Source organism: Cupriavidus sp. (assembly GCF_057315035.1).
Map to the genome: position 1 here is coordinate 1 of NZ_DBHKYV010000051.1, position 24,767 is coordinate 24,767.

At 64.0% G+C, this 24,767-nt stretch carries 23 protein-coding genes; 16 read left to right on the forward strand and 7 right to left on the reverse strand.

All coding sequences use genetic code 11. From position 1 onward, the window contains the following. Positions 1-79: 79 nt before the first annotated feature. The 5 genes from ACO550_RS35155 to ACO550_RS35175 form a co-directional block, all read right to left on the reverse strand. Positions 80-697 carry a C40 family peptidase gene (locus tag ACO550_RS35155; RefSeq protein ID WP_315597046.1) on the reverse strand — a complete coding sequence of 206 codons (618 nt, stop codon included), beginning with the start codon at positions 695-697 and terminating at the stop codon, positions 80-82. A 49-nt stretch (positions 698-746) separates the two neighbouring features. Then, on the reverse strand, positions 747-1,226 hold the full coding sequence (locus tag ACO550_RS35160) for a hypothetical protein (protein WP_315597045.1): 480 nt from the start codon (positions 1,224-1,226) through the stop codon (positions 747-749). A 166-nt stretch (positions 1,227-1,392) separates the two neighbouring features. Beyond that, positions 1,393-3,090, reverse strand: coding sequence for a PhoH family protein (locus ACO550_RS35165; RefSeq protein WP_315597044.1), 1,698 nt, complete (start codon positions 3,088-3,090; stop codon positions 1,393-1,395). A 416-nt stretch (positions 3,091-3,506) separates the two neighbouring features. Next, complete coding sequence (locus tag ACO550_RS35170) at positions 3,507-3,968, reverse strand: redoxin domain-containing protein (protein ID WP_315597043.1); 462 nt, start codon at positions 3,966-3,968, stop codon at positions 3,507-3,509. Positions 3,969-4,157: 189 nt separating this feature from the next. After that, entirely contained in the window at positions 4,158-4,544 is a 387-nt protein-coding gene (locus ACO550_RS35175) for an MTH938/NDUFAF3 family protein (RefSeq protein ID WP_315597042.1), read from the reverse strand. A 293-nt stretch (positions 4,545-4,837) separates the two neighbouring features. On the opposite strand from ACO550_RS35175, the gene ACO550_RS35180 reads away from it, so the two are divergent. The 9 genes from ACO550_RS35180 to clpB all read left to right on the forward strand — a co-directional run bounded on the left by ACO550_RS35180 (position 4,838) and on the right by clpB (position 16,756). Next, positions 4,838-6,067 carry an aminotransferase class I/II-fold pyridoxal phosphate-dependent enzyme gene (locus ACO550_RS35180; protein WP_315597041.1) on the forward strand — a complete coding sequence of 410 codons (1,230 nt, stop codon included), beginning with the start codon at positions 4,838-4,840 and terminating at the stop codon, positions 6,065-6,067. Positions 6,068-6,118: 51 nt separating this feature from the next. Continuing rightward, a complete protein-coding gene (locus tag ACO550_RS35185; RefSeq protein ID WP_315597040.1) occupies positions 6,119-7,429 on the forward strand; it encodes a homoserine dehydrogenase in 1,311 nt (436 codons plus the stop codon). A 7-nt stretch (positions 7,430-7,436) separates the two neighbouring features. After that, complete coding sequence (gene thrC / locus ACO550_RS35190) at positions 7,437-8,882, forward strand: threonine synthase (RefSeq protein WP_315597039.1); 1,446 nt, start codon at positions 7,437-7,439, stop codon at positions 8,880-8,882. Between the two features lie 142 nt (positions 8,883-9,024). Continuing rightward, complete coding sequence (locus ACO550_RS35195) at positions 9,025-10,260, forward strand: molybdopterin-binding protein (protein ID WP_315597038.1); 1,236 nt, start codon at positions 9,025-9,027, stop codon at positions 10,258-10,260. Between the two features lie 2 nt (positions 10,261-10,262). After that, a complete protein-coding gene (gene moaD / locus ACO550_RS35200) occupies positions 10,263-10,520 on the forward strand; it encodes a molybdopterin converting factor subunit 1 (RefSeq protein ID WP_315597037.1) in 258 nt (85 codons plus the stop codon). Between the two features lies 1 nt (position 10,521). Continuing rightward, positions 10,522-11,028: a molybdopterin synthase catalytic subunit MoaE gene (gene moaE / locus ACO550_RS35205; RefSeq protein WP_315597036.1), complete on the forward strand. Its 507-nt coding sequence runs from the start codon at positions 10,522-10,524 to the stop codon at positions 11,026-11,028. After that, positions 11,028-11,408, forward strand: a complete 381-nt coding sequence (gene crcB / locus ACO550_RS35210) for a fluoride efflux transporter CrcB (protein WP_315597035.1) — start codon at positions 11,028-11,030, stop codon at positions 11,406-11,408. Before moaE ends, crcB begins: the two co-directional genes overlap by 1 nt. 391 nt (positions 11,409-11,799) lie before the next feature. Continuing rightward, complete coding sequence (locus ACO550_RS35215; RefSeq protein ID WP_315597034.1) at positions 11,800-13,971, forward strand: 3-hydroxybutyrate oligomer hydrolase family protein; 2,172 nt, start codon at positions 11,800-11,802, stop codon at positions 13,969-13,971. A gap of 196 nt (positions 13,972-14,167) precedes the next feature. Further along, entirely contained in the window at positions 14,168-16,756 is a 2,589-nt protein-coding gene (gene clpB / locus ACO550_RS35220) for an ATP-dependent chaperone ClpB (RefSeq protein WP_315597033.1), read from the forward strand. A 266-nt stretch (positions 16,757-17,022) separates the two neighbouring features. On the opposite strand, the gene ACO550_RS35225 is transcribed toward clpB, so the two are convergent. Both ACO550_RS35225 and ACO550_RS35230 read right to left on the reverse strand, forming a co-directional pair. After that, entirely contained in the window at positions 17,023-17,442 is a 420-nt protein-coding gene (locus ACO550_RS35225) for a type II toxin-antitoxin system HicB family antitoxin (protein ID WP_315597032.1), read from the reverse strand. An 82-nt stretch (positions 17,443-17,524) separates the two neighbouring features. Then, a complete protein-coding gene (locus tag ACO550_RS35230) occupies positions 17,525-17,710 on the reverse strand; it encodes a type II toxin-antitoxin system HicA family toxin (RefSeq protein ID WP_315597031.1) in 186 nt (61 codons plus the stop codon). A gap of 276 nt (positions 17,711-17,986) precedes the next feature. Between ACO550_RS35230 and ACO550_RS35235 the strand changes: the two genes are divergently transcribed. The 7 genes from ACO550_RS35235 (at position 17,987) to ACO550_RS35265 (ending at position 24,725) form a co-directional block, all read left to right on the forward strand. Then, positions 17,987-18,994 (forward strand): sulfate ABC transporter substrate-binding protein, encoded by a 1,008-nt coding sequence (locus ACO550_RS35235; RefSeq protein WP_315597030.1) that lies wholly within the window; start codon positions 17,987-17,989, stop codon positions 18,992-18,994. 221 nt (positions 18,995-19,215) lie between these two features. Next, positions 19,216-20,253, forward strand: coding sequence for an aliphatic sulfonate ABC transporter substrate-binding protein (locus tag ACO550_RS35240; RefSeq protein ID WP_315597029.1), 1,038 nt, complete (start codon positions 19,216-19,218; stop codon positions 20,251-20,253). A 29-nt stretch (positions 20,254-20,282) separates the two neighbouring features. Continuing rightward, positions 20,283-21,446, forward strand: a complete 1,164-nt coding sequence (gene ssuD, locus ACO550_RS35245) for an FMNH2-dependent alkanesulfonate monooxygenase (protein ID WP_315597028.1) — start codon at positions 20,283-20,285, stop codon at positions 21,444-21,446. A 10-nt stretch (positions 21,447-21,456) separates the two neighbouring features. Further along, entirely contained in the window at positions 21,457-22,248 is a 792-nt protein-coding gene (ssuC, locus tag ACO550_RS35250; RefSeq protein WP_315597027.1) for an aliphatic sulfonate ABC transporter permease SsuC, read from the forward strand. Positions 22,249-22,284: 36 nt separating this feature from the next. Beyond that, entirely contained in the window at positions 22,285-23,166 is an 882-nt protein-coding gene (locus ACO550_RS35255; protein WP_315597026.1) for an ATP-binding cassette domain-containing protein, read from the forward strand. A 38-nt stretch (positions 23,167-23,204) separates the two neighbouring features. Continuing rightward, on the forward strand, positions 23,205-24,020 hold the full coding sequence (locus ACO550_RS35260; RefSeq protein ID WP_315597025.1) for an EAL domain-containing protein: 816 nt from the start codon (positions 23,205-23,207) through the stop codon (positions 24,018-24,020). A 39-nt stretch (positions 24,021-24,059) separates the two neighbouring features. Beyond that, a complete protein-coding gene (locus tag ACO550_RS35265; protein ID WP_315597024.1) occupies positions 24,060-24,725 on the forward strand; it encodes an RBBP9/YdeN family alpha/beta hydrolase in 666 nt (221 codons plus the stop codon). Positions 24,726-24,767: the final 42 nt, after the last annotated feature.

Below are 24,767 nucleotides of genomic sequence, written 5' to 3' on the forward strand. Positions count from 1 at the left end.
TTGAACCTCATGCCCTCTCCCCCAACCCCTCTCCCGCGCTGCGGGAGAGGGGAGCAAACCAAAGCAAAACAGCGTTACGCTACTGATTCGCGAACGCGGCGATCGGATCGTCGTCCGCCGGAGTCGGCACCGGCTCCGGCACCGGTGTCACTGGAAGATTGCCGACTGCCACCACGCGTCTTGCACCGTTGTAGCGCGACGCCCAGTAGGACTTCCCCATGTCCTCGAGCCGCACCGTTCCGCCAGTGGCCGGCGCGTGAACAAAGCGGTTCTGCCCGACGTAGATACCAACATGCGAGTTGGCGCGGCCGGTGGTGTTGAAGAACACCAGGTCGCCAGATGCAACATCGCTGCGTTCCAGCGATGTGCCGCGCTGGCCCATCTGCTCGGTGGTGCGGGGCAGATTGACGTTGGCGGCGCGCTGTACCACGTAGCGCACCAGGCCGCTGCAATCGAATCCGGAATCAGGGGTGTTGCCGCCGTAGCGGTAGGGCGTGCCAACCAGCGACATGGCCTGGATCGAGATTTCCTCGAGTCCGGCGCTGGGGTCGATCATTGGTTTGCCCGGGGCGCGCGGTAGCGAAGACGTGTGGCGCGCGGGCGGGCCCGCGCATGCGGCCAGCAGCAGGGCGCTCGCACACAGCGTAGCCAGCGCGAGGCGGGGCGAAAAGGGGAGAGAAAGCGGGCGCTGCGGCATCCTTCCTGTCGTTGGGTAGCCGGGTCATGCGTCCGCCGGATAAAAAAACCTACCAGCGCAACTGCGCGTTACGCGTGCCGGTGCTGATCTTGATGGACTTGGGCTGACCCTTGTAGCTGGCCTCGATATTGTAGCTGCCTTCTGGCGCACGTATCAGGCAACGCGGTCCGCCTGCGCGGAAATCGGCCACTGTCTGGCCATCGCGTGTCAGTTTGACATCAACGTCCGACAGGAACTCGCCATTGGCCCCCTGCGTGAACAGGATGCCCATGTTGAAGTTCTTTTCCTGCTGGTCCAGTTTTGCGCGTTCGTCCTCGGCAATGCCGCCGCAAACATAGCTGACCGGCCCCATGGTGCGAATCACCATCTCGTCGGCCGCATTGGCCGGGTGCCAGGCGGCGGCGATCAATACCGTCGCGCCAATCAGCGTGGCCAGCGCAATACGCTTGCGCCGCGTTGTACGCGCGTTCTGTGAAAACAGGGTCCTGCTGCTCGACAGGTACCTGCTGAATGACTGCTGCCTGTTCATCGACGCCTCCCGTATCGACATGAACACCTGGCCATCATAGCCGGGCCGTGCGACGCTGGCTGTCGGTCAAACGCCGACGCCGTGGGGTTCGCCACACTACGCGATGCGGCCATTGGCCGGCCATGGAACCGGCCGGCCAATGGCGTCGCCAGACTTTCGACTGCCGTTACAGCACGTCGCCAGCGTGATCGGCCAGCCGCGAACGTTCGCCGCGGGCCAGCGTCACGTGACCGCTGTGGCTCCAGCCCTTGAAGCGGTCCACCACGTAGGTCAGGCCAGACGAACCCTCGGTCAGGTACGGCGTGTCGATCTGCGCGATATTGCCCAGGCAGACGATCTTGGTGCCCGGGCCGGCCCGCGTGACCAGCGTCTTCATCTGCTTTGGCGTCAGATTCTGCGCCTCGTCGATGATCACGAACTTGTTCACGAAGGTCCGGCCGCGCATGAAGTTCATGCTCTTGACCTTGATGCGCGAACGGATCAGTTCCTGCGTAGCCGCGCGACCCCATTCGCCGGCGCTGTCATCGCTCTTCTGCAGGACTTCGAGGTTGTCGTCGAAGGCACCCATCCACGGCTGCATCTTCTCTTCCTCGGTACCCGGCAGGAAGCCGATGTCCTCGCCCACGGGCACCGTGGCGCGCGTGACGATGATCTCGTTGTAGAGCTTCTGGTCCAGTACCTGCTCCAGGCCCGAGGCCAATGCCAGCAGCGTCTTGCCGGTACCGGCCTGGCCCAGCAGCGTCACGAAATCGACGTCGGGGCTCATCAGCAGGTTCAGCGCGAAGTTCTGCTCGCGATTGCGCGCCACCACACTCCACACATTGTTCTTGTTGTGGGTGTAGTCCTTCAGCGTCTGCAGCAGTGCGGTCTTGCCGTTGATTTCCTTGACCTGTGCGTAGAGCGGCAGGCTGCCGTCCATCGGTTCCAGGTAGACGAACTGGTTGACCAGGAACGACGGCACCAGCGGACCGGTCAGGCGATAGAACATCGTGCCCGACTTCGGGTCCTGCCAGCTTTCCACGCCCTTGCCATGCCGGGCCCAGAAATCATTGGGCAGTTGCATCACGCCCGAGTAGAGCAGGTCCTTGTCTTCCAGGACCTGGTCGTTGAAATAGTCCTCGGCCGGCAGTCCCAGTGCGCGCGCCTTGATGCGCATGTTGATGTCTTTCGACACCAGTACCACCTGGCGCTCCGGGAACTGCTGCTGCAACGCGCTGACCACGCCCAGGATCTGGTTGTCGGCCTTGCCCTGTGGCAGGCCCTCCGGCAGCTTGATGTCGTTCAGGCGCGTCTGGAAGAACAGCTTGCCGGCCGCATCGCGGTTGCCAAGCTTGGCCAGCGGCAGGCCTTCGTCGAGCACGCCATCGGTGCCACCGACCAGCTGGTCCAGCGTGCGGCTGACCGTGCGCGCATTGCGCGCGACTTCGCTCATGCCCTTCTTGTGGTTGTCCAGCTCCTCGAGCGTCATCATTGGCAGATAGACGTCGTGCTCTTCGAAGCGGAACAGCGAACTCGGGTCGTGCATCAGCACGTTGGTATCGAGCACGAACAGCTTGCTCGGGCCGGCGGTCTTGCGCGTGCGTCGCGTCGGGCCGGCGGCAGGCTTGACCAGGCTCACGGCTGGCGCCGCGGGCGCGGTGGTGGCCGGTGCCGGAGCATCGACGGTCTTGGCGCGGGTTGTGCTGCCGGCGCGTGCGCGGGTGGCGGGCGCCTGGGTATCGCCGGTCTCGAGCAAGGACACACGCTCGAGGACCGGCACAGGTTTCTTACCCTGCGCGACTTTGGCCTTGGGCAGTGTGACCGGGGCGAATTCGCTCGGGTCCAGCAGTTGGGCAGGCTTGGCGGGCATGGTAGGCAGCGGCATGCTTGGCTTTCCTTTCAGGGCGTCTAAAGGGGGCGAAAAAGCTGGCGTACAACCAATGAACGGCAAAGCTCCGGAAAACCGGAGGGGTCAGGGGTTGAAGGAATGGAGAAGCAAAAAGAAAAGCTGGAGGGGAAACAAAAAAGCCGCCAGGCCTGATGAACAGGTGTGGCGGCTTGCTGGCGGACCCGCGACGCTGCAGGTCCGCTACCAGCCCGGGGACTGAGGCTCCTGGGCCGGTACGAAGAGGCAGCGTGGCAACTGGGATCTGAACGCATTGAGGCCCAATCTACCCGAACGTTTTCGGTTTTGCAATCGGTCAGATTCGCGTCGTTGCCACGCAACTATCTTTGGCATGCGCGGGTCCTGCATCACCAGCCCGAGGATGCCGTGCTGCACATCCCGTTTCAGGTCCCGCTTCACATCCCCTTGACGATCTCCAGCACCCCGTCAACGTGGTTGGGCACCTTGATGCCGCGCATCTCGTGACGCAGTACACCCTTGGCGTCGACGATGAATGTACTGCGTTCGATGCCGCGCACCTCCTTGCCATACATTTTTTTCATCTTGATGACGTCGAAGATCTGGCAGATCGCCTCGTCGCCATCCGAGATCAGTTCGAACGGCAACTCCAGCTTGGCCTTGAAGTTCTCGTGCGACTTCAGGCTGTCACGCGAAATGCCGAACACCACGGCGCCGGCTTTCTCGAATGCATCGTACTGGTCGCGGAAGTTCATGGCCTCGGTGGTGCAGCCGGGCGTGTTGTCCTTCGGGTAGAAGTACAGCACCACGGTCTTGCCGCGCTGGTCGGCAAGGCGGAAGTCGCCGCCGGTAGCGGGCGCCTGGAAGTCGGGAATGGCCTTGTTGAGACTGACGGTCATGCTGGTGGCTCTCCTGGATGGCGATGCATCATCGGTGACGGCGCGGGCCCATGTATCTGGCCGGTCTGAATGGCCTGGGCTGGGCTTTGCGCCATGGCGGGTGCAGATTGGGGCAGTCCGCCAGACTTCAAGCGTGGCGCAGGCTTAACCTGGACGAAATCAGGCCGGCAACGGCGATGCGGCCAGCTCTCAGCCTGGAATGGCGGGCTCCACGAGCAGGATCGCCGCCACCTTGCGGCCCTCGGCCATGAGGATATTGTAGGTACGGCATGCGGCCTGCAGGTCCATGGCGTCGACGCCGATATGGCGCCGCGCCAGTGCCGCGGTCAGGCGGGGGTGCGGAAAGCGCAGGCGGTCGCCGGTTCCCAGCAGCACCACTTCGGGCTTGCGTTCCAGCAACGCCTCGAAATGAGCCGGTTCGAGGTCCTCGAAACGGTTGACAGGCCAGGGCTCGATGTCGCCTTCGGGCATCACGAGCACGGACTGGCCATGGCGTACGGCGTTGATTTCAACGTAGCCGGGACCGTAGCTGGTCACGGTATTCAGGCTCTGGGCTTTATCGGCGTGGAGTTTCAAGTCGGGGGCCTCATGCCGCCGGGCGTTCCGGGTGTCCGGTCCCGATGGCGGGGCGGGCTGGCGGCGGGTTGGTGGCAGGATCGTGCGCGCGCCGGGCCAAAAGCCTCGCTGCAATGCAAGAATCCATGCCGAAGTCTGTCATAATCCGATATCTTATAGCTTTTGCCTCCCGGTCTGCCACGCTCGCCCGCCGCACGGCGACTCGCGCCGCCAGACGCCCAGGACAATCCAGAAGATTCCCAAGACCGCTGCCGCAGAGACCGGCAGCTTGCCCTGACATCGCCAACATCGCCGTGAAACCCATCCAGAAATCGCACAAGCTCCAGAACGTTTGCTATGACATCCGCGGCCCGGTGCTGGAAAAGGCCCGGCAGATGGAAGAAGAGGGCCACAAGATCATCAAGCTGAACATCGGCAACCTGGCCGTGTTTGGCTTCGATGCGCCGGAGGAAATCCAGCAGGACATGATGCGCAACCTGCCGAACTCGGCCGGTTACTCCGATTCGAAGGGCATCTTCGCGGCGCGCAAGGCGATCATGCACTACACCCAGGAAAAGAAGATCCAGGGGGTGGGGCTGGAAGACATCTACGTGGGCAACGGCGCATCCGAGCTGATCGTGATGTCGATGAACGCGCTGCTCAACAGCGGCGACGAAGTGCTGGTGCCTGCGCCCGACTATCCGCTGTGGACGGCCGCGGTCAGCCTGTCCGGCGGAACGCCGGTGCACTATGTCTGCGACGAGGCCAACGAGTGGATGCCCGACCTCGACGACATCCGTCGCAAGATCACGCCGAACACGCGTGCCATCGTCATCATCAACCCGAACAACCCGACCGGCGCGCTGTACTCGGACGACCTGCTCAAGGAGATCGTGGTCATCGCGCGCGAGCACGGCCTGATCATCTTCGCCGACGAGATCTACGACAAGGTCCTGTACGACGGCAACACGCATACGTCGATCGGCTCGCTGTCCACCGACGTGCTGACCGTGACCTTCAACGGCCTGTCGAAGAACTACCGCTCGTGCGGTTATCGCGCGGGCTGGATGGTGGTGTCGGGCGACAAGCGTCCCGCCCAGGACTACATCGAAGGCCTGAACATGCTGTCGTCGATGCGCCTGTGTGCCAATGTGCCGGGCCAGTGGGCAATCCAGACCGCGCTGGGTGGCTACCAGAGCATCAACGACCTGGTGGCCGAAGGCGGCCGGCTGCGCCGCCAGCGCGACCTGGCCCATGAACTGGTGTCGCAGATCCCGGGCGTCACCTGCGTCAAGCCCAAGGCCGCGCTGTACCTGTTCCCGAAGCTCGACCTGTCGATGTATCCGATCCAGGACGACCAGGAATTCATTTACGAACTGCTGCAGGAATCGAAAGTGCTGCTGGTACAGGGCACGGGCTTCAACTGGGGCGCACCGGACCATTTCCGGATCGTGTTCCTGCCGCACGAGGAAGACCTGCGCGAGGCCATTGGCCGCGTGGCACGCTTCCTTGAAAACTATCGCAAGCGCCACGGCACGGCCTGAGCCGCCGTACGTCCCCATTTTCCGTATCAAGCAACCCAGAGTCAGACGTCCATGAATCCCATCAAAGTCGGCCTTCTCGGCATCGGTACCGTCGGTAGCGGCACGTTCAACGTGCTCCAGCGCAATCAGGAAGAAATTCGCCGCCGCGCAGGCCGCGGCATTGAGATTGCGGTGGTGGCCGACCTCAATACCGAACGCGCGCGCGAACTGACCGGTGGCGCCGTGGACGTGGTCAGCGACGCCAACGAAGTGGTGACGCGCCCCGACATCGACATCGTCGTGGAACTGATTGGCGGCTACGGCATTGCGCGCGAGCTGGTGCTCAAGGCCATCGAGAACGGCAAGCACGTGGTCACCGCCAACAAGGCGCTGCTGGCCGTGCACGGCAACGAGATCTTCGAGGCCGCGCGCAAGAAGGGTGTGATCGTGGCGTTCGAAGCGGCCGTGGCCGGTGGCATCCCCATCATCAAGGCGCTGCGCGAAGGGCTGACGGCCAACCGCATCCAGTGGATTGCCGGCATCATCAACGGCACCACGAACTTCATCCTGTCCGAGATGCGCGACAAGGGCCTGGACTTCGACTCCGTGCTCAAGGAAGCGCAGCAACTGGGTTACGCCGAAGCCGACCCGACGTTCGACATCGAGGGTGTCGATGCCGCGCACAAGGTCACGCTGATGAGCGCGATTGCGTTCGGCATGCCGGTGCAGTTCGACAAGGCGCACGTGGAAGGCATCACGCGCCTGTCCGCCATCGACATCAAGTATGCCGAGGAACTGGGCTACCGCATCAAGCTGCTGGGTATCACGCGCCGCCGTGAAGAGGGCGTGGAACTGCGCGTGCATCCGACGCTGGTGCCGGCCTCGCGCCTGATTGCCAATGTGGAAGGCGCCATGAACGCCGTGCTGGTGCAGGGCGACGCCGTGGGCGCCACGCTGTACTACGGCAAGGGTGCCGGTGCCGAGCCGACCGCTTCGGCCGTGATCGCCGACCTGGTCGACGTGACGCGCCTGCACACCGCAGATCCGAACCACCGCGTGCCGCACCTGGCGTTCCAGCCGGACGAACTGTCGAGCGTACCGGTGCTGCCGATCGACGAAGTCACGAGCTCGTACTACCTGCGCATGCGCGTGTCCGACGAAACCGGCGTGCTGGCCGAGATCACGCGCATCCTGGCCGAGGCGGGCATCAGCATCGACGCGATGCTGCAGAAGGAATCGCGTGAAGGTGAGCCGCAGACCGACATCATCATCCTGACGCACCTGACGCGCGAAAAGCACGTCAATGCTGCGATCAAGAGCATCGAGGGCCTGTCGACGGTGTTGTCCGCCGTGACGCGCCTGCGCATGGAAGAACTGAACTAAGGCGCCCATGAAATACCAGTCGACGCGCGGCCATGACGTGCCGCAAACGTTCTCTGAGATCCTGCTCGGTGGCCTGGCCCCGGACGGCGGCCTGTACCTGCCGAAGCAGTACCCGCAAATCACGGCCGACGAACTCGAGGCATGGCGCAAGCTGCCGTACGCCGACCTGGCGTACGAAGTGCTGTCGCGTTTCTGTGACGACATTCCGGCCGAAGACCTGCGTGCGCTGACGCGCAAGACCTACCGGGCTGACGTGTACTGCAACGCGCGCCCCGGCGACAATACCGCCGACATCACGCCGCTGCGTACGCTGGGCGAGGAAGGTGGCACGAAGCTGCAACTGCTGGGCCTGTCGAATGGCCCGACGCTGGCCTTCAAGGACATGGCCATGCAGTTGCTGGGCAACCTGTTCGAGTACGCGCTCAAGCGTGCCGGGCTCAAGCTCAATATCCTGGGCGCGACGTCGGGCGATACCGGCAGCGCCGCCGAGTACGCGATGCGCGGCAAGGAAGGCATCCGCGTGTTCATGCTGAGCCCGCATCGCAAGATGAGCGCGTTCCAGACCGCGCAGATGTTCAGCCTGCAGGACCCGAACATCTTCAACCTGGCGATCGAAGGCGTGTTCGACGATGCACAGGATATCGTCAAGGCGGTGTCGAACGACCACGCGTACAAGGCGCGCCAGTGCATCGGTACCGTGAACTCGATCAACTGGGCGCGTGTGGTGGCCCAGGTCGTGTACTACTTCAAGGGCTGGCTGCTGGCCACCGATGGCCCGGGCCAGAAGGTGTCGTTCTGCGTGCCGTCGGGCAACTTCGGCAACGTGTGCGCAGGGCATATCGCGCGCATGATGGGTTTGCCGATCGACAAGCTCGTGGTGGCCACCAACGAGAACGACGTGCTCGACGAGTTCTTCCGCACCGGCACCTACCGCGTGCGTTCCTCGGCGCAGACGTACCATACGTCGAGCCCGAGCATGGACATCTCCAAGGCCTCGAACTTCGAACGCTTTGTCTTCGACCTGCTGGGTCAGGATGCGGGCAAGCTGGCGGCGCTGTTCCGTGACGTCGATACCCAGGGTGGCTTCGACCTGGCCGGCACGCCGGAATTCGACCGTATCCGCCAGTTCGGCTTTGTCTCGGGCCGCAGTACGCATGAGGACCGCCTGGCGACGATTCGCGATGTGAACAGCCGCTACGGCGTGACGATCGACACCCATACCGCCGATGGCGTGAAGGTGGCGCGCGAGCATCTGGTCGCGGGCGTGCCGATGGTGGTGCTGGAAACGGCGCTGCCGGCCAAGTTTGCCGATACGATTCGCGAGGCGCTGGGTCATGAACCCGAGCGTCCGGCCGCGTTCGATGGCATCGAGAAGCTGCCGCAGCGTTTCGAGGTCATGCCCGCCAACGCCGATCAGGTCAAGGCGTACATCGCACAGCACACGGGGCTCTGATAACGGGTATTGCTTCCGTACCCCTACGGTCCCGGCGCCAACTCGCTACAATCGGGTTTGCCGGGCGCCGCTGCCGCGGCCCCCAGGCGTTCACGCCGGGGGCCGTTTCATTTGCGGGGCCAACCCTGATGATCACGATTCCATGACCCAATCCGCAGCGCGTCCCCCGATGCTGACCATGGCCCAGGCGCTTGAAGCCCTGATGGCCGGCGTTCGTCCGATCACCGATACGGAAACCGTCGACACCCTTGAGGCCAACGGCCGCGTGCTGGCTGCGCCGGTCACGAGCACGCTGCGTGTGCCGCCCGCCGACAATACGTCGATGGATGGTTATGCAATGCGTGCGGCCGACGTACCGGTAGCAGGTACGCGGCTGCCGGTGTCGCAGCGGATTCCGGCCGGCCACGTTGGCGCCGAGTTGGCACCGGGTACGGCGGCGCGGATTTTTACGGGCGGCCTGATTCCGCCGGGTGCCGATGCGGTGGTCATGCAGGAGCAGTGCCAGGCCGATGGCGATGCGGTGATCGTCAATCATGTGCCGGGCTCGGGTGAGTGGATTCGTCGCGCCGGCGAGGATATCGAGGCGGGCAGCCAGATCCTGCCGGTGGGGGCGCGGCTGTCGCCGCAGGCGCTGGGGCTGGCGGCCTCGGTGGGGCAGGCGAGTCTGGACGTGATTCGCCGCGTGCGGGTTGCCGTGTTCTTTACCGGCGACGAACTGGCGATGCCAGGCGAACCGCTCAAGCCCGGGGCGATCTACAACTCGAACCGCTTTACGCTGCGTGGCCTGCTTGAGAACCTGGGCTGCGAGGTGACCGATTTTGGCATCGTGCCCGATACGCTGGCTGCTACGCGCGATACGCTGCGCCGTGCCGCCGAGGGCAACGACCTGATCATTACCTCGGGCGGTGTTTCCGTTGGCGAAGAAGACCATATTCGTCCGGCCGTGACTGCCGAAGGACGCCTGGACCTGTGGCAGATCGCAATCAAGCCCGGCAAGCCGCTGGCATTCGGGCAGGTGGCGAATGGCACGGCGCAGCCGACGTTTTTCATCGGACTGCCCGGCAACCCGGTATCGAGTTTTGTCACGTTCCTGCTGTTCGTGCGGCCGTTCCTGCTGCGCCTGCAGGGTGTGGCGGACGTGACCCCGCGCCGCATCGCGATGCGTGCCGACTTCGACCTGCCAAAGGGAGACCGCCGCAATGAGTTCTTGCGTGCGCGCCTGAACGATGCCGGCGGCCTTGACCTGTTCCCGAACCAGAGCTCGGGCGTGTTGACGTCGACGGTGTGGGGCGATGGCCTGATCGACAATCCACCTAACCAGACGATTGCGCGGGGCGATACCGTGCAGTTCATTCCGTTTGCCAGCCTGCTGGCCTGATCATGCAACTTGAACTTCGATTCTTCGCCAGCGTGCGCGAACAGCTAGGGCAGGGCGCCGAGCGTGTCGAGGTGCCGCCCTCAGTCCGCACCGTGGGTGAATTGCGCGGCTGGCTGCGCGAGCGTGGCGGGGCCTGGGGCGAGACGCTGGCCGAGGGCCGGGCGTTGCGCATGGCCGTGGACCATGCCGTGGCACATGCCGATACGCCGCTGGCCGATGGCTGCGAAGTGGCCTTCTTTCCGCCGGTAACCGGGGGCTGAGATGACCGTGCGCGTACAACTGGAGGATTTCGACCTGGGCGCCGAGGTGGCGTCCCTGCGGGCGGACAATCCCGGCGTGGGTGCGGTAGCCAGTTTTATCGGCACCGTGCGTGATGTCAGCGATGGCTCGCGTGTCAGCACGATGGAGCTTGAACACTATCCGGGCATGACCGAGAAGGCGCTGGCGCAGATCGAGACCGCCGCGCGCCAACGCTGGGAACTGCTGGGCGTGACCATCGTGCATCGCGTGGGTCTGCTGCAACCGCTGGACCAGATCGTGCTGGTGGCGGTGGCCTCGGCCCATCGCGGCAATGCATTCGCCGCGTGCGAATTCATCATGGACTATTTGAAGTCCGAGGCGCCGTTCTGGAAGAAGGAAGCCACGCCGGAAGGCGCGCGCTGGGTCGATGCGCGTGTGTCGGACGATGCGGCGCTGCGCCGCTGGGGTATCGAATCGTTCAATGCAGTCACGACCTCCAACAATCCGGACAAGAACAAGGGCGAATAATGGCTCCGTTGGGTTTTGTGGCGGTCGGCGTCGGTGCCGCCGTGGGCGCCTGGTTGCGCTGGTTTTTCTCGGTCATGTGGAATGCCGTCAATCCGGCGTTGCCGTATGGCACGCTGGCATCGAACCTGGTGGGCGGCTATCTGATCGGCCTGGCCGTGGCGTTCTTCGATACCCATCCCACGCTGCCGCCGGAATGGCGCCTGCTGGCCGTGACCGGCTTCCTGGGCGGCCTGACCACGTTCTCCACGTTTTCTAGCGAAGTCATTGGTAACCTGCTGGCCGGCGATTACCGCTGGGCAGTGATGCACCTGGTGATGCATCTCGGCGGCTCGCTGGTGCTGACGGCATTTGGCATCTGGACGTATCGCGTGCTGTCCTGATGTGCCGGGCTCCCCGTTTCTGGTGTCCTGGTGACATCCATGCCGGTGAGTGAATGTCTGACCGAATGTCTGAAGGTAGGGGCAAGCAGGTTCCACCACGCTGTTCACTAGGTAACAGTCCCGATACAAACGCTCCCCTTTAGCAGGCGCGGAGCGTCTACTATTGCGGCATGGCATGCGGGTGCGTAACGCGCCTCTCCACGCCTGCCCGCCTTTTTTCCGGCGTCCTGCCGGATTTCACGTCTTTGCCAGGTTCGTTTCCACTCAGCCACGCGCGCCAGCCGGTTCGCCGTGGCAGCCAAGTATCCGGCAGCAGTTCGGCAGTTGCAGTCCCTGTGTGTTACCCGCTTCGGTTCTTGCCCGCTTCGGTTCATAACAAGGAGACATCCCCATGCAGCCCCGTAATGCCCGTGGTTCCACGCGTTCCTTGCCTGCTTCCCGATACCTGACCGCCAGTGCCGCCGCCGTGGGGGTGCTGTTTGCCACCAGTTGCGGTGGCGGCGGCGGTTCGACCACCATTGTCTCGCCCGGCAATGGCACCAGTGTTGGCGATCCGATTACGCGCCCGGCCTTCGTGTCGGGCAATATCAGCGTCAAGACCTATGACGGCGTATCCGACGATCTCGCCACCGGCGGGCTGGGCAAGGATGGACTGGGCGGGACTGCGCCAGTGTTTGCCAACCCGAATGCGCCCACGGCCGCCGAATTGCGCCGCAACGCAATCTTCGTCAACTACCGCGCCATCGTCGATGTCTCGGCGGCGGGCGGCTATGGCTCGCTCTATGGGCCCAACATCGATGCGCAGGGCAATGTGACCGCAGGGCAGGGCAAGGTGCCGGGCACCGAGTACATTGCCTACGCCGACGACGGTACCGGCCAGTTGAACGTCACGCTCATGGCCCAGGTGCCCGACACGTTCGATCCGAAGAACCCCTGCATCATCTCGGCTACCTCGTCAGGGTCGCGGGGCATCTACGGCGGGATCGCCGTGGCCGAATGGGGGCTCAAGCGTGGCTGCGCGGTGGCCTATACCGACAAGGGCACGGGCGCCGCGCCGCATGACCTCGACAGCGACACCGTGCCGCTGATCGATGGCACCCGCACGACGCGACTTGGCGCGGCCAAGCTGGCACAGTTTGCCGCCCAGCCTGGTGCGCAATCGCTGGCGGATTTCACCACCGCCAATCCGCATCGGCTGGCGTTCAAGCACGCGCATTCGAAGCAGAACCCCGAAGCCAGTTGGGGGTTGAATACGCTGCAGGCGATCGAGTTCACGCTGTTCGCGATCAACGACAAGTTTGGCGTGCGTAATGCCAGCGGGGCTGCGACCTCGACATTCACGCGCGCCAACACGATCGTGATTGCCTCGGCCATCTCCAACGGCGGAGGCGCCGCGATTGCCGCCGCCGAACAGGACACCACCGGCCTGATCGACGGTGTGGCCGTGGGCGAGCCCAATGTAGAAATGCCGCCCTCACCGGCCATCACGGTGCGTCGCGGCGGGGCGGTGGTGGCATCGACGGGCAAGCATCTGTACGACTACACGACCATCGCCAACCTGTATCAGCTTTGTGCGAGCCAGGATCCGGCGCTGGCCAATGCGCCGAAGATCGGCACCTTCCCGCCGCAGACCGTCAACCGCTGCGCGTCGTTGGTGACCGCGGGCAAGATCGCCGGTGCGTCGACCTCGGCCCAGGCGAGCGCGGCACTGGCAGCGCTGCGCAATGCCGGCTGGGAACCGGAGTCCGATGAACTGCATACCTCGCTGTCGCTGCTGGAGGTGGCCAGTTCGATTTCGCTGACGTATGCCAACTCGTATTCACGCGCCAGCGTGACCGATCGGCTGTGCAACTTCAGCTTTGCCTCGCCGGCCGCCTCGACGCTCGTACCGACCACGATCCCGGCGATCTCGCTGGCGGGATTGTTCTCCACCGGCAATGGCATTCCGCCGACCACCTCGGTGACGATCATGAATGACGATGCACCGGGCGGCCCGGTGCGTGATTTCGCGTCGCAGTCGAAGTCGAACAGTGTTGCCGACGCCAACCTCGATGGCGCGCTGTGCCTGCGCAACTTGCTCGATACCAGCAATGCGGCACTGCTGGCCGGTATCAAGCAGACCTACCGCACCGGCAACCTGCGCGGCAAGCCTGCGATCATCGTCCATGGGCGCAGCGATGCGCTGCTGCCGGTCAACCATACGTCACGCCCGTACCTGGGGCTGAACAAGTCGGTGGAAGGGCCGGAGAGCAAGCTGTCGTATATCGAGGTAACCAACGGCCAGCATTTCGACGGTTTTATCGATGTGGTGCCGGGCTACGCCAAGCGCTTTATCCCGATGCATGTCTACGTGAACCGGGCGTTGGATGCGGTGTACGCCAACCTGAAGACCGGGGCGGTGTTGCCGCCGTCACAAGTCGTGCGGACTACCCCGCGTGGCGGCAACGACACCGATGTCGTCGGGCCGCAGATCCTGCCGTCCAACGTGCCGCCGATCCTGCTGGCGCCGTCCGGCAGCGATGCCATCCTGTCTGCGGGCGGGACCGTGGATGTGCCGAACTAGCCTTGTTTTGATCAGGTAACCCGCCATGCACCTGCGGTCTGTACAAGTTGTGTGGCGGAATCTTGAAATGGCTCACTCAAGCCCTATCTTTCGGAAGTAACGTGTCCGGCAGGGCATACGTGAAACGGCAACTGGCATGCTGCCGGCACGTGGCCCCGTAACAGGACACACTTTCGTTCAAGAGAGAGGGATCCTGATGCGTATCGACAAACTTACTACCCGGTTCCAGGAAGCGCTCGCCGAAGCGCAAAGCCTGGCCCTGGGCAACGACAACCAGTACATCGAACCCCAGCACGTGCTGCGCGCGCTGCTGGCCCAGGACGACGGCGCCGCCAAGACGCTTTTGTCGCGCGCCGGCGTCAATATCAGCGGCCTGCAGACCGCGCTGGACGCGGCCATCAAGCGCCTGCCCCAGGTTCAGGGCACCAACGAGGTCCAGATCGGACGCGACCTCAACAACCTGCTCAATGCCACCGAGAAGGAAGCGATCAAGCGCAATGACCAGTTCATTGCCAGCGAACTGTTCCTGCTTGCCGTGTCCGACGACAAGGGCGACGCGGGGCGCATCGCACGCGAGAACGGCCTGTCGCGCAAGTCGCTCGAAGCGGCCATCACGGCCGTGCGCGGTGGCGACAGCGTGAACAGCGCCGATGCCGAGTCGCAGCGCGAAGCACTCAAGAAGTACACCGTGGACCTGACCGAGCGCGCCCGTGCGGGCAAGCTCGATCCCGTGATCGGTCGCGACGACGAAATCCGGCGCGCGATCCAGATCCTGCAGCGCCGTACCAAGAACAATCCGGTGCTGATTGGCGAACCCGGCGTGGGCAAGACCGCCATCGTCGAAGGGCTGGCGCAACGTATCGTCAACGGCGAAGTGCCTGAGACGCTCAAGAACAAGCGCGTGCTGGTGCTTGACATGGCGGGCCTGCTGGCCGGCGCCAAGTATCGTGGCGAGTTCGAGGAGCGGCTCAAGGCTGTGCTGAGCGACGTGGCCAAGGACGAAGGCCAGACCATCGTCTTTATCGACGAGATCCACACCATGGTTGGTGCGGGCAAGGCCGAGGGTGCGATCGATGCAGGCAATATGCTCAAGCCGGCGCTGGCGCGCGGCGAACTGCACTGCATCGGCGCCACCACGTTGAACGAGTACCGCAAGTACATCGAGAAGGACGCCGCGCTCGAACGCCGCTTCCAGAAGGTGCTGGTCGATGAGCCGAGCGTGGAATCGACCATTGCCATCCTGCGCGGCCTGCAGGAAAAGTACGAACTGCACCACGGCGTGGAGATCACCGATCCGGCCATCGTGGCCGCGGCGGAGCTGTCGCACCGCTACATTACCGACCGCTTCCTGCCGGACAAGGCAATCGACCTGATCGACGAGGCTGCCGCCCGCATCAAGATGGAAATCGACTCGAAGCCCGAGGCGATGGACAAGCTCGAGCGTCGCACGATCCAGCTCAAGATCGAGCGCGAGGCTGTCAAGAAGGAAACCGATGAGGCTTCGCGCAAGCGTCTGGAGCTGATCGAGCAGGAAATCGTCCGGCTGGAGAAGGAGTATGCGGACCTGGACGAGATCTGGCGTGCCGAGAAGGGTGCTGCACAGGGCACGGCCGCACTGAAGGAAGAGATCGAGAAGATCAAGCTCGAGATCACGCGCCTGCAGCGCGAAGGCAAGCTCGACAAGGTGGCCGAGCTCCAGTACGGCAAGTTGCCGGCCCTGGAGGGCAAGCTGCAGGCCGCCAGCAAGGCCGAGGCCAGCGAGCAGAAGCAGCCCAACAAGCTGCTGCGCACGCATGTGGGTGCCGAGGAAATTGCCGAGGTCGTGAGCCGCGCCACCGGTATTCCGGTGGCCAAGATGATGCAGGGCGAGCGTGAGAAGCTGCTGAAGATGGAAGAGCGCCTGCACCAGCGCGTGGTGGGCCAGGACGAAGCCGTGCGGCTGGTGTCCGATGCCATCCGGCGTTCGCGCGCGGGCCTGTCGGACGAGAACAAGCCATATGGCTCGTTCCTGTTCCTGGGCCCGACCGGGGTCGGCAAGACCGAGCTGTGCAAGGCGCTGTCGGAGTTCCTGTTCGACTCCGAAGAACACCTGATCCGCATCGACATGAGCGAATTCATGGAGAAGCACAGCGTCAGCCGTTTGATCGGCGCGCCGCCCGGATATGTTGGCTATGACGAAGGTGGTTACCTGACCGAGGCCGTGCGCCGCAAGCCGTACGCGGTGATCCTGCTCGACGAAGTCGAGAAGGCGCACCCGGACGTGTTCAACGTGTTGCTGCAGGTGCTGGACGATGGCCGCCTGACCGATGGCCAGGGACGCACCGTGGACTTCAAGAACACGGTGATCGTGATGACCTCGAACCTTGGTTCGCACATCATCCAGTCGATGAGCGGCGAGCCGCAGGAAGCGGTGAAGGGCGCGGTGTGGCAGGAAGTGCGGACGCATTTCCGGCCCGAGTTCCTGAACCGGATCGACGAGGTGGTGGTGTTCCACTCGCTGGACCAGAAGAACATCGAGTCGATCGCCCGCATCCAGCTGCATCGCCTGCAGTCGCGTCTGGCGCGCATGGACATGACGCTGGAAGTCAGCGAGAAGGCGCTGGAGAAGATCGCCAGCGCGGGCTACGACCCGGTGTTCGGCGCGCGGCCATTGAAGCGCGCGATCCAGCAGCAGATCGAAAACCCGGTGGCCAAGGCCATCCTGGAAGGCAAGTTCGCGGCAAAGGACGTGGTGCCGGTGGACTACGTGGACGGCGAGTTCACGTTTGGACGGATGGTGCACTGACGGTTTACTCCCCTCTCCCGCCGTGCGGGAGAGGGGAGGCAACCCAGGGCATAAGCAGCGCTTCCAGTGCTTCTAGCCATGATTGCCAACCGCTTGACCTGCATCAACCTGCAAATGGGAATGGGTGGCTAATATCTAAACCGTCATGGAGATGCGGGGGCGCTCTTCATGACTTGTCTACCCGTTTCCGGAATGGAAACTTAACCCGCAACGCAACTCCGGCGCTGCGGGTTTTTTCTTTTGGGGCGTCGGACGGCGGTGTCCGATCAGGCCAGTTGTACGTCCAGTCGACGGCCCAGCGAGCCCAACGCCTTTTCGATCATTTCCAGTTTCGAGGAATGCCGCAGGTTCAGCAGCCTGTCTACCTGCGGCATATGCACATCCAGTCGGCGTGCCAGTTCGGCCTTGCGAACGCCTTGCGCCAGCATCTCGTTGGCGAGCAGCACTTTTGCCGTCACCAGTGCAGGCAATGTGACGGTGCGCTGGCCGCGCCTTGGCTTCGACGGTAGCGGAATCGGTCGCCGCAGGTCGAAGTAGATGTCGAGCGCCGCTTCCAGGGCGTCCAGCCCTTGTTCCAGTGCGTCAGCTTCATCGACGCCAACCGAGTTGGCCTCCGGGATATCCGGGAACGTGACAAGCAGGGTGCCATTGCTGTCGGGCGTCAGCGTTACGGGGTACGAGAACATTGCTTGAATCCTGTGGTTAATCAATCCAGGGGTGCAGGCATGGCGAGTGGAGAAGTGGGAAGGCCCTTCGCGGGCCTGCCTTTTACTTCAGGCCGAGTTGCTTCCTGATCCTCAGTTCCAGATCTTTCCCCATCTCCTTGGCGCCGTGAAAGGGGAAGATAGTCGTGAAGCCATTAAGCGTGACCCGGTAGTGACTGGAGCCGGCACGGTGCTTTTGGAACGTCGCGCCGTTTTGTTCGAGCCACCGTTTGAACTCGCTGTATTTCATGTCCCTCCCTTGTCGGTTGAGAGGGGATGATTCTGCAACATATATGTTGTGTTGCGCAAGAAGCAAAATGCAACATTTATGTTGCGGTGTCAAGTCATTTTCTGGCCTTCCCCGGCATGTCCATATTCCCGTCCGATCTTATGCAGAAAACGTGCTTGGATCGGCGAAACCATTCGTTCCGTTCAGATAGGCCGGCCGGTAGCCTTTCTCCCTGACAGAAGCCTTGTCGCACCAAGACAGGGACATTTCACGACACTCTGACGGGAGCAAAAGAAGATGATTCGCAAGCTGGCCATTGGCCTCGCCGCACTTTCCGTAATCGGCGCCGCCCAGACCGCCTCGGCCAATACCAATCTGCTGAACGTGTCCTATGACCCGACGCGTGAGCTGTATGTCGATGTGAATGCCGCGTTTGCCAAGGCCTACAAGGCGCAGGGCGGCGATACGGTGCAGATCCGCCAGTCGCACGGGGGTTCGGGCAAGCAGGCGCGTTCGGTGATCGACGGGCTGGACGCCGACGTGGTCACGCTGGCGCTGGGCTACGACATCGATGCGATTGCCGAGAAGGGCCTGATCAAGCCGGACTGGCAGAAACGCCTGCCGCACAACGCATCGCCGTACACGTCGACGATCGTGTTCCTGGTGCGCAAGGGCAATCCGAAACATATCAAGGACTGGAACGACCTGGTCAAGCCGGGCGTGCAGGTGATCACGCCGAATCCGAAGACATCGGGTGGTGCGCGCTGGAACTACCTGGCCGCGTGGGGCTATGCGTTGCGCCAGCCGGGTGGCAATGAGGCCAAGGCCAAGGAATTTGTCGGCCAGTTGCTCAAGAACGTGCCGGTGCTCGATTCCGGCGCGCGCGGCGCCACCACGACGTTTGTCGAGCGCGGCCTTGGCGACGTGCTGATTGCCTGGGAAAACGAAGCGATCCTGGCCATCAAGGAACTGGGACCGGAGAAGTTCGATATCGTTGCGCCGTCGGTGTCGATCCTGGCCGAGCCGCCGGTGGCCGTGGTCGACAAGGTGGTCGACAAGAAGGGTACGCGCAAGGCCGCCGAGGCCTATCTGCAATTCCTGTACACCGACGAGGGCCAGGAGATCGCGGCCAAGAACTACTACCGTCCGATCTCCGAGAAAGTGGCAGCCAAGTATGCCGCCAACTTCCCGAAGGTGAAGCTGTTCACGATCGACGAGGCGTTCGGCGGCTGGGCCAAGGCGCAGAAGGCACACTTTGCCGACGGCGGTTCGTTTGACCAGGTGTACCAGCCTGGCAAGCGGTAATCCTGATGCCGGGGCGGTCCAGCTGCCCCGGCAGTCCTGAGGAAGGAGCCTGCGATGTCCGCTGTCCGCGCTGTCCCCGTCTTGCCATCCCGCATCGCCATGGGGCGATGTCCCGCCTGACCTGACTCTCCCCGCGCCTGATGTTCCGCATGCCGCTGATGCAAGCCGGCAGGGCGTCGTGCCGCCATCGAATTCGCTTTCCCCATCTTCAGGAACCTGACATGACCTCGCTCAACGCTTCGTTCAAACCAATCTCGCTGCGCCGGCGCCTGCTGCTTGGTGCGCTGGTGCTGGCCACCGGCCTGGTCTACGGACTGACGGCCACGCCGGCCGCCGCGCAGTCGCAAACCGTGAATCCGAAGCAACTGCGCATCGGTTATCAGAAGTACGGCACGCTGACGCTGCTCAAGGCACGCGGCACGCTGGAAAAGCGTCTTGCGCCGCAAGGCATCACCGTCAAATGGACCGAATTCCCGGCCGGCCCGCAATTGCTGGAAGGCCTCAACGTGGGGGCGATCGACTTCGGCACCGTGGGCGAGGCCCCGCCGATCTTCGCGCAGGCTGCCGGTGCGCAACTGGCCTATATCGGTAATGAGCCGCCGGCCCCTACCGCCGAGGCCATCGTCGTGCCCAAGGGCTCCACGCTGAAGAGCGTGGCTGAACTGAAGGGCAAGCGCGTGGCGCTGAACAAGGGTTCGAACGTTCACTACCTGCTGGTGAAACAGCTTGAGAAGGCGGGCGTGGCCTATGGCGACATCCAGCCCGTCTATCTGCCACCTGCCGACGCGCGCGCGGCCTTCGAGCGCGGTGCTGTCGATGCCTGGGTGATCTGGGACCCGTTCCTGGCCGCCGCCGAAAAGCAGCTTGGCGCGCGCGTGCTGGCCGATGGTCGCGATGCCGGCGGCAAGAACGTGGTCAGCAATCACCAGTTCTACCTGGCGTCGCGCCCCTATGCGAATGCCCGGCCCGACGTGGTCAACGTGATTCTGGACGAACTGTTCGCGCTCGGTCAGTGGGCCGAAAAGAACCCGAAGGAAGCAGCGCAGGTGCTGGTCAAGGAAACCGGCCTCGATACCAGTGTGCTGGACCTGGCCGTCTCGCGCTTCTCGTACGGCGCGAAGCCCGTCACGGCCGAGGTGCTGGCTGAACAGCAACGGATTGCCGATGCGTTCGTGACCCTGAAGCTGATTCCGAAGCCGATCAAGGTATCCGACGCCGCCTGGACGGCCCCTGCGTTGCCACAGCAGGCGCAACGCTGAACCCCCAATTCCAATTAGAGAGGCACGACATGCAAGTCTTCTGGTTCATCCCCACTCATGGCGACAGCCGTTACCTTGGCACGTCCGAAGGCGCGCGCGAAGTCAGCTTCGACTATCTGAAGCAGATCGCAGTGGCTGCCGATACGCTGGGCTATGAAGGCGTGCTGATTCCGACCGGCCGCTCGTGCGAGGACCCCTGGGTGGCCGCATCGGCGCTGGCCGCGGTCACGCAAAAGCTCAAGTTCCTGGTGGCGGTGCGGCCGGGCCTGATGACGCCAACGCTGGCCGCGCGCATGGCCGCCACCTTCGATCGCATTTCGGGTGGGCGACTGCTGGTGAACCTGGTGACTGGCGGCGACGTGGCCGAACTCGAAGGCGATGGCCTGTTTCTCGATCATGCCGAGCGCTACGAGGCCTCGTCCGAATTCATCCGGATCTGGCGCGACGTGCTGGCGGCGAGCCACGACAACGGCGAAATCAGCTTCGAAGGCAAGCACCTGACCGTCAAGGGTGCGCGCGTGCTGTATCCGCCGGTGCAGCGCCCGCATCCGCCGGTGTACTTCGGTGGGTCGTCGGCAGCCGCGCATGACCTGGCTGCCGAACAGGTGGAGAAGTACCTGACATGGGGCGAGCCGCCGGCCGAGGTGGCAAAGAAGATTGCCGATGTGCGTGCGCGCGCCGCGCAGCACGGCCGCAAGGTCAGCTTTGGCATCCGCCTTCACGTGATTGTGCGCGAGACCGAGGATGAGGCATGGGCCGCCGCGGAAAACCTGATCAGCCGGCTCGATGACGAGACCGTGGCGCGTGCGCAGGCGGTGTTCGCGAAGATGGATTCCGAAGGGCAGCGCCGCATGGCCGCGCTGCATGCCGGCGGCGCCAGGCGGACCCGCGAGGCGCTCGAGATCAGCCCGAACCTTTGGGCCGGCGTGGGCCTGGTGCGCGGCGGTGCCGGAACCGCACTGGTTGGCGATCCGAAGACCGTGGCCGCGCGCATCGAGGAATACGCATCGCTGGGCATCGACACCTTCATCTTCTCGGGCTACCCGCACCTGGAAGAGGCCTACCGTTTTGCCGAACTGGTGTTCCCGCTGCTGCCGCGCCAGGTGCGCGACAAGTTGCCGGGGCAAGTGCTGTCGGGCCCGTTTGGCGAAGTGATGGCCACGGGCATCGTGCCGCGCGCCTCGCAGAGTTAAGGAGACGAGTATGGCTGCTTCCGAACTGAAGTCGAAACGGAGCTTGGCACAGGCCATCGCGCCGTGGATCGTGCCCGTGCTGCTGATCGTGGTCTGGCAGGCGGCATCGCAGCTGGGCTGGTTGTCGAATCGCGTATTGCCCGCGCCGCTGGCCGTGGTGGAGGCCGCGTGGTCGCTCGCGGTGTCCGGCGAGTTGTGGCGCCATGTCTGGGTGAGCACATGGCGCGCGGTAGTGGGGCTGGCCGTCGGCGGCGGCCTGGGCCTGGTACTGGGCCTGCTGACCGGCACGTTCCGCACTGCCGCCACGCTGCTCGACAGCACGTTGCAGATGGTGCGCAACATTCCCACGCTGGCCCTGATTCCGCTGGTGATCCTGTGGTTCGGTATCGACGAGACCGCCAAGCTGTTCCTGGTAGCGCTTGGCGTGTTCTTCCCCGTGTACCTGAACACCTATCACGGCATTCGCGCGGTGGACCCGGGCCTGGTCGAGATGGCACGCAGCTATGGCCTGTCCGGCTGGCGCCTGTATCGCGAGGTGATCCTGCCGGGCGCGTTGCCGAACATTCTGGTAGGGGTGCGTTTTTCGCTGGGCCTGATGTGGGTGATCCTGATCGTGGCCGAGACCATCTCGGCGCAATCGGGGATCGGCTACATGACGATGAACGCGCGCGAATTCCTGCAGACCGATGTGGTGCTGGTGGGCATCCTGCTCTATGCGCTGCTGGGCAAACTGGCCGATGTGCTGTCGCGCACGCTGGAACGCTTCTGGCTGCGCTGGCATCCCGGCTACCAGACGGCCTGACCGGCAACCTGATCAGTAACCTCAGGAGAAAAAATCATGCAAACGCTTTTCCCGGTGGAACAGGCAGCGCAGGCGTGGCTCGAACGCGATCTCGCCCGGCGTGAGGCTGCGCGTCCCGAGGTACGTCCGGCGCGCGTGGAGGGTGGCATCGCGCTGCGCGTGCAGCAGGTGGTCAAGCGCTACAACGGCCGCGAGGTCTTGCACGGCATCGATCTGGAGGTCACGCCGGGCGAGTTCGTCGCCATCGTGGGTCGCAGCGGCTGCGGCAAAAGTACCTTGTTGCGGCTCGTGGCAGGACTGGAAGACACCGATGACGGCGCGATCACGCTCGACCAGCAAGCGGGCCGGGCGTTGCAGGAGAGCATCCGCGTGATGTTCCAGGATGCACGGCTGCTACCGTGGAAGCGTGTACTCGACAACGTGGCGCTGGGCCTGTCGCGCGAGCGCCGTGCCGATGCCGCCGCGGTGCTGGCCCAGGTGGGACTGGCCGAGCGCGCGGACGAATGGCCCGCGCGCCTGTCTGGCGGGCAACGGCAACGCGTGGCACTGGCGCGTGCGCTGGTACACCATCCGCGCCTGTTGCTGCTCGACGAGCCGCTGGGCGCGCTCGATGCATTGACGCGTATCGACATGCAGGCGCTGATTGAATCGCTGTGGCGCCGACTCGGTTTCACGGCGCTACTCGTCACACACGATGTGTCGGAGGCGATTGCGCTGGCCGACCGCGTGGTGCTGATCGAGGATGGCCGCATTGCGCTGGACCAGCGCGTACCGCTGGAACGGCCGCGCCAGCGCGGCGCGGCGGCGTTTGCGCAACTCGAGGACACGGTGCTGCGCCGCGTAATGCAGCAGCCATCGTTGCCCCCTTCGACATCAACGAAACTTCATGCCCCGGTTGCCGGAGAGCTCCTATCATGAGCAATCAGGCGATTGGCGCGTAACGACATGGAACAACCATGACCATTGCTGCCGCACTCGAACGCTATCTTGAAACACTGCCCCGTGAACCGGTGCCCGGCCGCGAGCTGTGGCGCGACGCGCGCGGGCAGGTGCAGGGCCAGTATTTCAACTGCTCGCTGACCAGCGCATTCGAACCGCTGGTGACGCTGGCCGGACGTGAGGTAGTGGCCCACGAGGGGTCGATCCGCACGTACGCCGAGGACGGCGTGGGGCTGGCCGCATGGAAGCTGTTCGCGATGGCGGCGGACGATGCGTCGCTGGTGTCGCTGGACCGCCTGTCGCGGCTGGTGCATGCAATGAACTACTTTGCGGCACATGGCGAGCACAAGCTCGTGCTCAATGTCCATAACCGCCTGCTGGCCGCGGTAGCCGACGATCATGGCGCGGCGTTCCGGCGCGCGCTGGAATCGCTGGGCCTGCCCGTGGACCGCTTCGTGATCCAGGTGCCGGCCAGCGCCAACGACGATCTGCCGTTGCTGCTGCACGTGGTGGGCAACTATCGGCGCAATGGCTTTGCCGTGAGCCTGCAGGCTTCCGATCCGGCCGAAGCCGGTGCCCTGATGGCGCATGCGTTGCCGGACTGGCTCAAGCTCGACATGCGCCGTACCTGGACCGACCGGCAACTGGCTGGCCTGCGCGCCAGTGCCGATGGTGCCGGCGTCACGCTGATCGGCCGGCGCCTGCAGAACGATGAAGTGGTCGAGCGTCTGCAGAACGCAGGCATTGCGTTGGGGCAGGGCGAGGCGGTGGCCGGCGGGCCGGTGCCCGCGCGTCAATTGCGCGGGCATGAAACGGCAGGCAGTACTCCATAAGGATGTGAATAACGAAGGGAAGACGGAGAAGGAGCGCGTATGGCGGCATCGACACTATCGGGCGGTTCCGCGCGGCTGGAAGTGCCGCGTGGCTTGCAGATCCTGACCGTTCCGGGGCTGCATGGCAGCGGCCCGGCACATTGGCAGAGCCGCTGGGAAGCGGCCTATCCGGACTGGCAACGAATCGAGCAACATGACTGGGGGCGTCCCAGCCTGCCGCTGTGGGCGGAGCGCGTTTCCGAAGGCGTGTCGCGGGCGTTGCGCGTGGCGTCGCGCGGGGCGGTGCTGGTGGCACACAGCTTCGGGTGCCTGGCCACGCTACGGCAGGCATCGCTCGACCCGGTGGGAATTGCCGGGGCCTTGCTGGTGGCGCCGGCCGATCCCGACAAGTTCGGCGTGGGTGCTTTGTTGCCGACATGGCGCTTGCCGTTCCCGACGGTTCTGGTCGCCAGCACCAACGATCCGTGGATGTCGCAACGCACCGCTTTCAGTTGGGGCACCTTATGGGGCAGCGAACTCGTCGATGCTGGCGCGCTCGGGCATATCAATGCCGACTCACGCCTCGACGACTGGTCGGCAGGGCAGGGCTTGCTCGCCGCTTTGCTGCAGCGGATCGACTCGAATGGCCGGATTCTGGCCATGGGTGACGGAACGGACACCTGGGAAGCGTCCGCAGAGGTGACGCAGTCCGCTCCATATATCTAAAACGTCTAAGAAAATTCGAAAAGATTCGTTTCACTTATAAGG